The organism is Mycoplasma parvum str. Indiana (assembly GCF_000477415.1).
GTDB lineage: Bacteria > Bacillota_I > Bacilli_A > Mycoplasmatales > Mycoplasmoidaceae > Eperythrozoon_A > Eperythrozoon_A parvum.
The window spans coordinates 435556-449528 of record NC_022575.1 but is presented as its reverse complement, the minus strand read 5'-3'; the positions used below and the strand labels follow the sequence as shown (position 1 = coordinate 449528).

Here is a 13973-nt window from a genome sequence, read left to right as displayed (position 1 = left end):
TATCTCGCTTTACTTTATTTAATTTAAAGATAAAAAACTAAATGCTAGCTTTTTTTACAGTCAAAAAAATATTATTCACTTCTATTGTAGGGGCAGGAGTAATTACTCCTGTAGTGGCAACTTCTCCTATAGTTAGAGAATTTCAATCTTGAAATGCTGATATTTCCCCTTTAAAGAAAGATATAAAAGATTTCAACAATATAGATATTTATGAAGGGGAAAGTGTCTCTTCTTTTTTGAAAAAATCCTTAATTAATGTAGAAGCGCAAGAAGGCTTAATAGAATCTTTTGCGCAAGAACTTTCCAAGCGATGATATCTTTCTCAATCCACTGATTGAACTTATAAACAATTACAAGAATGAGAAGAAGATTATGAAGATGAATATCAACACGCTTGAGAGAAAATAAAGCCTGCGCACCCTCAAAGAGATTTTTGAGATCAATTTTGAGGTTCTAAAAAAAGTATGAACTCTTTTAAGTTAAGGTCTAAAAGTTATCAATTAGTTAAATCTTTTTTAACTAATATGAGTAAATTAGATTTCAGAATTAATAATCAACAACAATGAAATCAGAATTCTTCAAATAATGAAGATATCTCTAAATATTTCTTAAAAAGAAGTGATGTTATTTCAAATTCGCAGATAGAAAATAAGGAAGATTGAGAAAAAGTAGGATTTTATCCTACAAAACAATATTCAAGGGGCTCCGAAATAGAAAAAATGATTTGAGGAAAATATGATTTTCTCAATTGAGCTTATAGAAAATGATTTGAGGAAAATTTACCAATATATTTTTGGCTAATTAGTTGAAATTATGACCAAAATGCTACAGAATATGAATTAAAAAATAAATACAATTTTTCTTTTTTAAAGGAAAAAAAACCAGCAAGAGCTAGTTATTCTTTCCCAATATTTTCTGAAAAATCAATTAAGAATTTCAAATCTTTTTTGGAAAAAATAGGACAACATGGGAATAATGGCTCGAATTCTAACCAAAATCAGTTAAATTTAGAGAAAAAATATATTCCTGTTTGAATGAGCGATCAACCATATAATGGAACCATTATTGAATTATTAAATTCTTTTGAAAATAATACAGTAGAAGAGGCTTCTGTAGTCAGTTATTTAATAAATAAAAAATTAAATAACAAGAATTCTACAGGAACATCTTCACAGCCAAACAATGTAGCTTCTAAAGAAATAAATAAACTATCCCTGAAAAATGGCAGTTCTTCTAAAACTTATGAAGATCCTATTTCAATATTTTTAGATAAGAAGGATTCTAGACAAGTTAAAGCTATTGAATTTGATTCGAGAATTCTAAAAAATAATAAAGATAGTTCTAATCATATTTATGATGTAAGAGAAACTGATATAGGATGAACATTTTTTAGAGATGAAAAGGGAATTCATGCCATTAGATTAGATGGAGAGGATGTATGGGGCAAAAATAATTCTAATGGTGTTGGAAATATTAAAGATTTATTTAATTGATTTAATTTCAGAAATCTTCAAAGTAATTGAAATAATAAAACCTATGATTCTCATGAAAAATCAATTAAAGTATCTAAAAATTGAGAGGAACAATTTTCATCTTTTTTAGACTCCAACTTTAATAGATTATTAATGGAATTTTTTGTTTTTGAGCATGATAAATCTTCTTTATTTGCGAAATTGAAAGATAAGGAATATTTCCAAAGTTATGTTGAAATATTTAAAAAATTAATTGAGCTTAAAAGAGAATATAAGAATTATTCCAAAATTATTGAACTGAGAAAAAAAATTATTAAAAATTATGGAGAAAAGGATTGAGAATTGAGAAATTATAGCTTTTTAAATAAATATCCTTTAAGCCATCCCCAAGAAGGTTTATCTTCATCTTTTGCCTATAAAGTTAGCTCTAAAGCTGAAGATAAAGAAGAAAGATTTCCAGATCAAGAGGGAATATTTAAGTTGTCTATAGGAGATTTAAATGAAAGTTCAAAAAATATGATACAGACAGCTTCATCTTCAGCCTCGACTCTTAAATCCAAAAAACCTGAATTTTTAAATAAACTTGCAGAATATTATAGCTCTGTTGATCAACTTTTAAAGAATAAAAAAATTGATTTGAAAGTAAGGGGGAGTGATTACAATGTTCAAGATAGTCAAAGAATTTTTATAAAAGATCCCATTTTTGACTATTTATTGGACAAATTATTGACTAATAAAGATTTCGTTAATTACATAGTTAAAGAAAAAAAACTTTTAGAGTCTAATTTTTTTAGTTCAAATAAATTATTTAATAAAAAAGATCAACAAACTTCAAATGATGATTGAGACTATATTTTGAAAATACAAAATGAATCACATCAATTATTAACAGCAGATGCTCCCTCCGAAAATAATGGAAGTAGTATAAATGGAAATAGTTCTCAAAATCAACAAAGTAGCTCAGAAAATAGTACTTTACAACAAGAATGTGTTTTGCAGGATTGAAATTTTCGAGAAGGTAAAGAATTGAAAAAACCTTTTAATTCTTTATTATGAAAATATTTGTTTAAGAATTATTTAAGAAGAATGGGTGATAATTACTTCAATTTTTGGGTTGAATTCCCTGAATTTAAATCTTCTAATAATCTTCAACAGGTAAGAGTATCTACTGAGACTTCTGTTTTACAAAAAACTAATTCATTATCTGAATTTGAATTGTTTTATATTTGGCAAAAGAATAATTTAAGAAGTGTAAAGGAAAAAACTTCATTATTAGATTTTTTCATCGCTTTACATTACTTAACAAAAAATAAATTTGAGAATTTGAGAAAATCCTTAAGTAATGAATTAGGAAATAAAGATAAATATCATTATCTTTTATTTGAATTGAGAGATAAAAAAGAAGATAAAGCTATTGTTCACCCATTTTTGAGGGATGATGATAAAACAAGTGAACAATCAATTAAATTTTTCGATTCTAAAAAAGATTTGAAATTAGGAATAAGAAAATTTTGAAAAGAAGGAATAGAAGTTGAAGAAGAAAAGAATGAATCTAATGGCGCGCCCAATTCCAGCAACGCCACAAATGGCAATGGAACAACAGAAAAAAAGAAAATACCTTTATTTTTATTGAAATTAGAAAAAAATAAAGATTCTATTCCAGATGAAAGTAGCAATTTATTTAATTTTTCTAGTTTAGATAAATTAATCAAGTATATAAATAGTATTAATAGTTTTGGACAGCTAGATGATATAGTTTTTAGACTTTCAAAAATCAACAATAATATTTGACCTTCTTTTTATAAAACTGAATTAATTCATTATTATGAAGATAATTCAAATAACAAATTGTTAGAAAAGAGATTGTATTTGGAAGATAAAAAGAAGGCTTTAATTTATCAATTATTACATACTGATAAAAGCTTGTATGCCTCCAAATACTATAAAAAGGAAGAAATAGAAGAAATATTTAATAAAAAAGTTGAAGAAATAACTCAAAGTTCTCAAACAAACGGAAATAAAAAGTTAGACAATAAATATTTTGAGAGAAAAAGAGGAAATGGTAAAAAAGAAAAAAAAGATAATTATTTCATTCAAGTTTCGGGAGAAGATTTTTCTTCAGAAGAAAAATTATGTCAATTATTTAAAAAACTTCCTACAGAAATATTGTCTGAATTAATAATTCAAGAAACTGAAGAATTGAATACTAAAGAAAAATCAATGAATGAATTCTTCAGTGGAACTTATAAATTAAAAGCTCATGATATTAAATTCCAAAGTAATGTTGATCAAAGACATTTAAGTTAGATTACTTTGTTTTTTAAAAAAATATTAATGCTTTCTTTAATAGGCGGGGGAGCTGGAATACCACTTTATAGAACTTATGGAATTCCTGAAAAAGATATAAAAATGGAAAAATTTGATTCAACCATTAAATATTGAAATAATATTCTTTCGATTATTCCAGGAAGTAATGAAACCGAAAAAGTTTCTATGTTGTTTTCAAAGAATTTAACAACTTTTTCTAAAAGTACTGTAGAAAATGTTGTTAAACAGCTTTTAATGGGATGAATTATCAAAATGTGGAAAAATCAGAAAGATTTTTATCCAATTTCTCAAAAAATTAATAAATTTTTCTTTGATTATCACTTAAATTATTGAAAAAGTAAGAATAATTTAGATGATTTTTCTTGAGGTTTAATTAAAAATTTTTTCATTGATTTCTTTTTTAAAGAAAAAGGATGATTTTTATTAAATAAATTTGAAGATTTTAGAAATTTTGTTTTTGAACAATGGAAAGAACAAGAAAAACCTTTTGAAATTTATGAATGAAATATTAATTATTCAACTAAAGGAGAAAATAGCGATATTTTTAATAAACCAAATAATTTAGCAAAAGAAAAAGAAGAAATAAAGAATTATTTATTTCCTGCATTTGAAACAATTCACTCAAATTACAGACAATTCATTTTGAATTTGAAAAATCAAAAAGAAATTGATTCTAAATATTTCCAAAAGAAAGTATTAACTATTTCCAAATTAAAAGAAATAAAAGATGGAAGAAAATTGGCCTCTTTACTTTATCTTTTCAATATTTTGGAAAATAAAAACTCTACTTTTTCTTCTAATGGAGATAAGCTTTCAGAGCTTGATTTATCTAATTTAAGAAATAAAACTAATACAAATTTTGAAGAAAATCCTTTGCTTCTATTTTTAGAAAAATTAGAGGAAAATAAAAATTACACAAATCAGCAAAAAATTAGTGGGGATTGTATATTAGTTAAAAAATCAATATTTAAAGAGGATTTTTGAAATAAGATATTAGAAGAAAATAGGAGAAGTTGATGGCCTAGTTCAAATCAATATGCTTGTCTGTATGGTGTTAGAGAATTAAAAAATAAAAAATCCAATGAATGGGGTAATGATAAATTCATAATTTCTCGAGAAAAAGAAGGAATAAGTATTTATGGTATTCCGAAAAAAAATCAATTTTCTTCTATTTCTATGGATAAATTAGCTAAAAGTGATTTTGAAAATATTGAAAAATTTTTAAATCATAATTTCGAAAATATATTTTTTAAATATTTGCTATCTAAAAAAAATGGAAATGGACAAACTAATTTATTTTTTGAATTGAAATTAGATTTAATGAGAGCTCAAAAAACAGATAAATTAAGTTTTGAGGAATATTTCAAGAAACATTCAGAGATATTTGGTGCAATTAAAGAATATTTAGAAAAACTTTATTGAGTGGAAAATATCAAGAATTTTTCAAGCATTCTTTCAAGTATATATAGGGAAGTTCCTTCTTCTTTTGCAACACATCTACCAAATAATTCTGCAAATGGAGATCCACAAAATAAAAGAATAATTGTTTTAAATGATGAAGATGGATTATTTAATCCTCATCCCCTTATTTTTGGAAATAAAAATTCTTTTTCAGAAGAAGAAATTAAATTTGATAATTTGAGGCAAAAAGAAAATAAAGAAAAACAAAATGGCAATAATCATTATGTTTTTTATAGCAAATTATTTAATTCTTTAATTAAAAACAATATTTATGGATTAGAAGAAAAGGCCAATAAATTAAAAGAATTATTAAATAAAGAAGGAGAAAAAGATTTTCAAATTAAGTCTTTAGAAAATATTTTTCATTCAGAATTACTTAATAGAGCAAATTTGGAGAAAATATTAGAAAATAAATCTTTATTAGTTAATTCAGTATTTTCCAAGAAAATAGAAGAATTACTTAATGTCGCGGCTAATAATGAAGATGAAAATCTTGCAGGACAAATTAAAAGATTTGCAGATTTTCTTAATACAAATAATGAAAATATCGAAAATGGAGAAGAAAAAAATAAATGGGAGAATTTAATTAATAAGACTTTATTTTTAGATAGTTGACTAAGTTTGCCAGTTGAAGAAAGAGCAATATTTGGAAATTTACAAAATAATCCAGAAGAAGGAGAAGAAGAAAAATCAACTGAAGATAATGGACGAAAAATTGACTCTTGAATTACTAAAGCAAGAAATTCTTGAATATTAAGAAATTTTTATTTAAGTGATGATGCTTATGAAAGTAGTTCCTTGAATTCTAGAGAATTAATTTCTTTTTTATATTCAATATATTGACTTAGAAAAAATAATTATTCAAATTTATCTAAATTAACAAATCATATTTTTAATAAGAGTTTCAATAAAAACTCTTATTTAGTTTGATTAAAAGAAATAAATCCGGAAACAATGGAAGAAATAGCTAAAAAATTAGAAGACAAAAATGAAGATTCCAGCAAACCTAAAAATTTACTTTCTAATTTCACACAATCTTTACCTTCAGAAATACAAAATCCATTATTAACTGGAACTACAAACTTTTCCAAAGAGGAAGAAAAAATCTCTTCTAAAAAAAGAGAATTTAGTTTTTACAAAGAAATTTTTGAAGCACAAGCTATTAAAAATGATGTACATGGAGCAGAGAAAAATAAATTAGGTGGATTTATGGGATTAATAACTCCTAAATTTACAACTAAAGAGATTCCAGAAGAGCTTAAAACAAGTATTTTTGAAAAGTTTTGAATAAATAATGATTCAAAAAATACTAATTTTTCTTCAACAGAAGAAGAGAATAAAGGATTTTTAGAAGGTCTATTTTTTGAAGATAATTGAAAAATTCATTTACAAAGTAATGAAGAGCTAAAAACTATTTTTGATTCTTTTAAATTAAAGAAAAAAATTTTAAAATATTTGAATTTACAAGATAAAACTAGACCTAATCCAACTTTATTGCAAGCTTTAGCTGAATTATTTGATAGTAGTCAAGTTGAAAAAGATTTTGATCTTGAGGCTTTAACTATTGGTGAGTTAAAAGAAAAAATTAAGCAAGTTTTAGAAAATAAACAGTCAGGCGAACAAGTTTCTCAAACTTCTGAAACTCAAGATGGAAAAAAAAATTACAAAGATTTTTATAGAATGTGAAATAGATTTTCCGGATTTTTTAGAACCCTTCCAGATCAAAAAACGCCTTATATATTTACTGATAAGAAAGGAGATAAGGAAAGACATTACTTAACTTTCTTATTTCAAGTAAATCAATTTGACTTTTTGGGAGAAAATATAGATAAATTAAAAGAACAACTATCAGAAGATACTTTAGATTTACTTGTAGCTCTTTTAGCTTCCAATACGGAAGCTAGAGAATGAATTTACAACAATGAATTAATTAAACAATTAAATTTAATCTCCTAAAGGAGAAACATAATCATAAAGAATAGTTTTAGCCAATTTAATAGCTTCTTCTTTACTAGTAAATAGTTCTACCACTAAGAAAGCTAGTTGTAAAGCACAACTAGCTGCTTGAGCAGTAATAAATTGTCTTTCTTGATGAATAACAACTGGCTTATCAACCCATAATTTAGAATAATCACCAATTAATTTTGAATCATTGTAACAAGTGAATTTAAAGTTTTCGTGAAGTTCTCCTTCTAGTATAGTTAATAGTGAAATTGGAGCAGCACAAATAGAAACTAATCATTTGTCTGGACTTTTATAGAATTTTTTAATTGCTGTATGCAATTTAGATTCACCTAAATCTTTAAAAGTAGCTGGAGGGGAAAGATAAGCTCTAAAAGCTGGACCCCCAGGAAAGAAAAGGAGATCATATTGCTCTAAATTTGTTAGTTTTAATTTGAAATTAGCACTAATTTTCATATTTGAGTAATGCAATAATGCATTATTTTTCACTTCACAAGAAATTGTTTCTACAACAAATTTAGCTCTTCTTCAAATATCAAAAGGAATAATGAATTCCATATCTTCAATATTGTTTGCTGTAAGAATGCCTATTTTCACTATTTTAGACATACTTATCTAATTATTTAACTATTGTTAATAAAAATGGTGGAAGTAATGGGTCATTCTCCCATCTCCGATAAAAATTCCTGTTTTAGCTTATCCCTTTAAATGCGACTAAAACCCCTTCAGAAAAAGTTTATTTAAAAACTAAACAGCTAATTGAGTTAAGCTGCTAAGACCGCTACCGACTAAGTTAATTAAGTTTGTTGGATTTAATTAAACAGTTTGAGGCACTGTTAAGCCTGCCGCAGGATAAGTTGAATTTTTACGTCAATTGTAAAAATACTCCCATCTTTAAGCTTAAGAAATTAAATTAATTTAAAGGTGGGAAATCTCAAAAAAATAATTTCTAGCTATTTTTTTGATGCCCAAAAATTATCTTCTATATATTCTGATGAAATAGTAGTGATGCAATTTTTTCAGAGAAAAAATTCAGTTATTCTATCAGGAATTAAAGAAGTTTTAAAACTTTTAGAGAAAGAAATAGAAAATAAAAGAATTAAAGTTCGTTATTTAGAAGAAGGAGCTTTAATTAATAATTTAGAAGTAGTGCTAGAGCTAGAAGGGAAATATCAATATATTTCCATTTATGAAGGAATAATAGATGGAATTCTTTCAAGATCTACTTCTTTATCAAATAATGCTAAAGAATGCATTTCTGCGGCTCAAGGTATAGAAATTATTTGTATGGCAGATAGATCAGATCACTATAGAAATATAGAAGGAGATTGTTGAGCTTATTATGTGGGAGGGATTAGATCTTTTTCAGCCCCCAATTTAAAAAGTTTCCCCTTCTATAAAGAATTATCTTCTAATGAAAAAGAAAAAATAAATGTTTACCATTCTCTTCCTCATGGAGCTATTCAAATTTTTGAAGGAGATATCTTAAAGACTATGAAAAAATATCATGAAATTTTTCCCAAATTACCTTTAATAGCATTAGTAGATTTCAATAATAATGTAATAGAAGATTCGTTGACAGTGCTTAAAGAATTTGGAAAAAAATTAAAAGGAGTTAGAGTGGATACCCATCCAACAATTAAAGATTCTTCTTTAATTGATTTTCCCGAGGAAAGAAAATATATGGGAGTGAATCCTACATTAATTAAAAAATTAAGAGAATCCTTAGATTCTTTTGGAGGAAAACATGTAAAGATTTATATTTCTTCTGGACTTACTCCAGAAAAAATTAAAGAATTTATTGATGAAAAAGTTAGAGTTGATGGTTTTGGTGTAGGTCAATTTTTAACTCATATAAATATTTTTTTTACTGGAGATTTAGTTAAATTAGGAGATAAAAAAATATCTAAATTTGGAAGAAGTTATAGAGAAAATAAAAGATTAATAGAAATTAATTAAATAATGGTGTTAGTAGCTATTGTATTTACTGAGTGAGGATTAAAAATTTTTCACAAAACTATTATTAATGTAATTAAGTTATGTAAAGAGTGAGTTAATATCCCCACTCAAATATTTTTGAAATATTTATAAGTTAAAGCATAGGTGAATCCTCCCAATAAATAAGGTCAAAGATGAAAAATTGTTTCTTTAGTGACATTTATATGTGAAAGAGAAAAAATAATAGAACTAGTAAAAATTGTTTTTCAATTAAAGTTTGTAGTTTTTAGTGTTACTTTCCTATATATTATTTCTTCAATAAAGGGAGAGATAATAATTAATGTAATTACTGTAAAAATAAATCTTCCAATTTCTTGACCTTGTTTTATATTATTTAGTTTTCCTACTATTTGGTTTTGATTTTCAGTTCCATTGCTTGGTGTTGAACTTTTAGAATTAGTTAAAAAATTTTGAATTAATAAATTAAAAGCAGCGAAAATAATAATTTCTAAAAACAATATTCCAAAAATTCTCGTGGCATAATAAGTAAATCTTGCGGAATCAAATATTCCTCATTTATTTCTATATAGCGAGAAAAATTGTTGACTGACAGGCTTTCAACAACTCTTTAAATAAATATAGATAATGTAAAATTGCGCCACTTGAATAAAAAGTAAGATGATGCTTATCGCCTCTCCTCCTTTTTTTTCTTCGGAATTTGGCACTCCTTCAATAATTTGAGATAACAAAATTAAAAATGGTTGGATAATAGAGCAAAATGTTCAGAGTTTATATTCGGGATAAAAAAAATTGCAATATTTTCCCAATTTATGACAATTTTTATATTTGCAATTCATAATCATGAATAAGCAACCAATAATGAAAAGATATCCAATTTTTAGATAAGATAGTTGAGGTGTTTCGTATCATCTCTTAGAATGTTGTCCATTATTTGTTGCGGCGCCATTTATTCTCATTTCCTGAAAAAAAGAAATGGTTGAGAATATTAATATCAAAAAATCAAAGCAATATGGAAGTATGAAGAACAATTGCGTCAAATAAATTCATTTATTTCTGGTCTTATCTAAAAAGACTTGAGAGTTCATTTTTTCTAAACTTTTAGTTTTTGTTTTAAAACTTGTTTAATTTTTTAGTTCAAAGAAGGAATCTTCCTTTTTGACCTCCTGAAAGACCAACTAATAAATATAAGATACAGCTCAATTTAGATTTAAAGACCTTCTATCCGAAGGCCTTTAATATGTGAATAGCTTTATTTTTTGCTTATTGTATGTTTTGTACTAATTGATTAATTTTTTCTAAATTAAAAGGATCATCATCGGGAAATACAAAAACAGGTTGAAGTGAAGCTTTTGAATTTATCTCAAAAGGAACTGCAGCAGATTCAGTTAATTTTGCAATTACCATAGCTAGAGGTATTTTCACAATCCCAGCTTCTTATATATTGATGAAGCTTGGTTTTAGGAAAGCATGTTTAATGGCATGTGCTTTAGTTACTCTTTCTTTGCCTTTAGTATTTAGTCCCCATTGAACTGTTCTCATTTTAGGGAGATTAATTATGGCTGCAGGAGGAACTTTGACAATAATTTACATTTCTCCTTTACTGTCAAAATTAGTTCTTCCTGAAAAGAGAAAAAAATTAGTAGCTTGAAACGGATTTACTTTTGCTCTCTCAGGGCTGGTAGTAAATTTATTATTCATGATCTCTCCTATTTCTAATTTTTTAACTACATATTGAAGATGAACTGCAAGTGTAACTGCATTATTAGCATTTCTACCTTTAATTTTCTTTTATATTCATGGAAAAGACTTTGAATTAATTTCTCTCTCAGAGAAATTATCTTTGGAGAAAAAAGAGAATTACTTTACTCTTTTGAGAGAAAAAGAGGCTTGATTATGAATTTTGACTTATAGCTGTTTATTAGTGGTTTCAGTGTTATTTTCTACTTTTGTTCCTGATAAATTAAAAGGATTAATTAGTCATTTATCTAGCGAAAATAAAGAAAAATTAAGTTCAGCGCAAGGAGAAATATTTAAAACTATTGATTGAAAATCACTTTATACAGTGATTTTCTTTACTGGAACTTGTTTTGGTCTTTTCTTTTTAGGAAAATTAAATCTTTCAAGATTTCAAAGAACTTCAATAGTTAAATGTTCTTTGCATACTATGTTCGCTATTTGAGTTGTAATGTCCGCAGCCGCTTGAGCAATGAATATTTGGGGAAATGATAGTACTATTTTTTGATTTACGAATGTCATTATTTTTCTTGGAGCTTTTTTTCTGGCCTTTTTTGGTTTAGGAATTCAATCAGTTCTACTATTTATTCCTCTTGAATACAAGAATTATAGTACTCAAAAAACAGCCACCTTTTTTAGCTGTATTTGAGGTATAGGATATATTATTCTAACAGCATACTATATTATTGCTTCAGTTTTAGCAAATAATGTTAATTCTTTAGTTTCATTAAGCTTTTTAACAGCTTTAATATTTTTATTTTGTATTTTTTCTTCCAAATTGAGAGAATCTAAACCAGAATATGTAGATTTAATTAAATTATTTAGATTTAATTCTTTAAAAAAAATTAACTAAAAATTTGTATTTACTTTAAATAAAGTTTTTTATTTTCGATGTATTTGTAAACATCTTTATGTAATAAATTTTTTTTTCTACTTCTTCTAAATTCAGAAGAAGAAATGGGAAAAAAGGGGTTATTCAGAAATTTAGTATTCAAAATATTTAGTTTAGTTAAGTAAGGAAGAATTTTTTCTTTGGAAAAGTTTTTAGTTCTTCTAAAAATAACAGGAGCAGTTAAAGAAAATAATTCTTTAATATTTTTTCAAGTATTTAGAGAAGAGCAATGATCTTCTCCAAACAAAAAATAAAGTTTTGCGCTAGGAAATAAAGACTTAAAGTGTCTAACTGTAATAATTGATTCTATTGCTTTTTCTAGCTTTAATTCATAAGAAGAAATTATTACTTTTTTTCCTGCTATAGAAAGCAATAACATATTTAATCTATCTTGAGAATCAGCATAAATATTTTTATCTTTATCTACTGATTGAAAAGTAGGTATAAGAATTAAATAGTCTAATTTAAGTGTTTTAATAGCATATTTAGAAAGATAAATATGTCCTAAATGTGGAGGATTAAAAGAACCCCCAAATAGCCCTATTTTTAAAGCTTTATATTTGTACAACTAACTAAAAGGTGTTTTAGAAGTTTTTTCTATTTTTTCTCTCAATTTTTCTCTTTAAGGAGAAAAATTCTTGCCCTCGTCTTCTAATTTCTTTTCTAAATAAATCTATTTCTTTGCAATTTTTATCAATTCAACGCTTTTGTTCGCAAGAATCGCAAGTACAAGATTGATCATGTTTTACAGTTATTGAACGAACTCATTCAATAGCTGCGTGAACTTCTCTTTCAGTAATTTTTAGAATTTCATTTCTTTTATCTATATCAATTTTTCAATGCCTCAATTCTTCACTTTTCTTTCAAAGCTCTCCAATGATCATTGCTAATTGTTCAAGAAGTTCATCTTTTAATTTGGTTGTACTATGAAATAAATTCAAAGCTTGTCTATTTAAATTAGGAATTCTTTCTTCAAATTGTTTAATATCTCTTGATTTAGAAAATATTTTGTTATCAGAAGTAATTGCAAAAATTCTTCAAGAATAGAATAAATGTTTTAACAAAATGTGGGAATATTCAAAGCTGGTTAAAGCAAGAATAGGATCTCCTCGTATTATGTATTCCTCTAAAGAGAGAATTCTTTCTCCTCCTAACCCAAATCAAATAACATCTTCATCCCCTAATATTTGTGGTATTAGTTTTTCTCCAATAATAAAAAGAGCTATATCAAATTTTTCGTTATTGTATCTTGTTTCTTCTAATAACTTAATAATTTGTTCAGTAAGTTCTCTGAAATCAGTACTACTAACATCAATAAATTTTTTGTGCGAAGTCTTTAATTCTATTAATATTTTTAGTACTCCTAGACTATCTAAATATTTTTTGCCTGAAGAAAATTCAATCTTAAAGTCGGCCCTTCTCCCTAATTGGTCTCTAGGTTGTTTTGTTAATTTAAATTCATAAGAAGGCCATTCTTCAAAAGTTTTTTTAAAGAGTCTTTCTCATTCTTTTTCTCCTTCTTTTCCCCCTTCTTGGGGTCCCTTTTTACTCTTAGACTTTCGTTTAGTTATTTCAATATATTCGAAATTTTCCCTTCAATATTTAATGAAATTTCTTACCTCTTCTATCTCACTCAAACCCCAATCTTTGCAAGCAGCATAAAAATCTATAAAAATAGCATGATTTTTTTGATCTTCGCGTAAATCAAAATTAATTCTTTCCAATCTATTTTTTTCTCAACTTATTTGTTCTTGTGTTTCTGTTAGATGTTTAATTTTTTCTTTTAGTCTATAAATTATTTCATTTTGTTCTTTCCTTTCTTCTTCAATTCGTTTAATTCTTCGGTTATAAGCTTCTTCAAGCTCTGCTCTAATTTCCCTCTCTTGTCGTTCTTTTTCTTCATAAAAAAGTTGTTTTTGTAAATTTTTAGAGAATTGCTCTAAACTATTTAATTTATTTATAGTTTCTTTATTTAGTTCTTCATTGTTATTTGAATTCTTATGTTTTAATTCACCATTTATTTTTAGAATGTAGCAAGCTCCTAGAATAATTACTAATAAGCAAATCCCGAGAAGAATTCCTAAAGTATTACTTGACATTAAATCTTTTATATCTTTTAACTTAAGAAATTAAAGATATCGCTTAAAACAACTCTTTTAGAGATA

At 25.7% G+C, this 13973-nt stretch carries 8 protein-coding genes; 4 read left to right on the top strand and 4 right to left on the bottom strand.

From position 1 onward, the window contains the following. Positions 1–41 precede the first annotated feature (41 nt). Positions 42–3779 carry a DUF3713 domain-containing protein gene (locus tag PRV_RS02260; protein ID WP_022770305.1) on the top strand — a complete coding sequence of 1246 codons (3738 nt, stop codon included), beginning with the start codon at positions 42–44 and terminating at the stop codon, positions 3777–3779. A gap of 27 nt (positions 3780–3806) precedes the next feature. Then, complete coding sequence (locus tag PRV_RS02255) at positions 3807–7217, top strand: DUF3713 domain-containing protein (protein WP_022770302.1); 3411 nt, start codon at positions 3807–3809, stop codon at positions 7215–7217. On the opposite strand, the gene PRV_RS02250 is transcribed toward PRV_RS02255, so the two are convergent. Continuing rightward, positions 7206–7832, bottom strand: coding sequence for a DJ-1/PfpI family protein (locus PRV_RS02250; protein ID WP_022770298.1), 627 nt, complete (start codon positions 7830–7832; stop codon positions 7206–7208). The two genes, PRV_RS02255 and PRV_RS02250, sit on opposite strands and share 12 nt — an antisense overlap. Before the next feature lie 315 nt (positions 7833–8147). Between PRV_RS02250 and PRV_RS02245 the strand changes: the two genes are divergently transcribed. Further along, positions 8148–9182 carry a nicotinate phosphoribosyltransferase gene (locus PRV_RS02245; RefSeq protein ID WP_022770294.1) on the top strand — a complete coding sequence of 345 codons (1035 nt, stop codon included), beginning with the start codon at positions 8148–8150 and terminating at the stop codon, positions 9180–9182. Here PRV_RS02245 and PRV_RS02240 read toward each other — a convergent pair. After that, complete coding sequence (locus PRV_RS02240) at positions 9179–10177, bottom strand: CPBP family intramembrane glutamic endopeptidase (protein WP_022770290.1); 999 nt, start codon at positions 10175–10177, stop codon at positions 9179–9181. The two genes, PRV_RS02245 and PRV_RS02240, sit on opposite strands and share 4 nt — an antisense overlap. A gap of 122 nt (positions 10178–10299) precedes the next feature. Between PRV_RS02240 and PRV_RS02235 the strand changes: the two genes are divergently transcribed. Then, the gene (locus PRV_RS02235; protein ID WP_022770287.1) at positions 10300–11769 is read left to right on the top strand and encodes an MFS transporter; all 1470 of its coding nucleotides are present in this window, start codon (positions 10300–10302) and stop codon (positions 11767–11769) included. Positions 11770–11779: 10 nt separating this feature from the next. Here the strand turns inward: PRV_RS02235 and nadD are convergent, their stop codons facing one another. Then, positions 11780–12376 (bottom strand): nicotinate (nicotinamide) nucleotide adenylyltransferase, encoded by a 597-nt coding sequence (nadD, locus tag PRV_RS02230; RefSeq protein ID WP_022770283.1) that lies wholly within the window; start codon positions 12374–12376, stop codon positions 11780–11782. Between the two features lie 16 nt (positions 12377–12392). Next, entirely contained in the window at positions 12393–13907 is a 1515-nt protein-coding gene (locus PRV_RS02225) for a hypothetical protein (RefSeq protein ID WP_022770279.1), read from the bottom strand. Between the last annotated feature and the right edge of the window lie 66 nt (positions 13908–13973).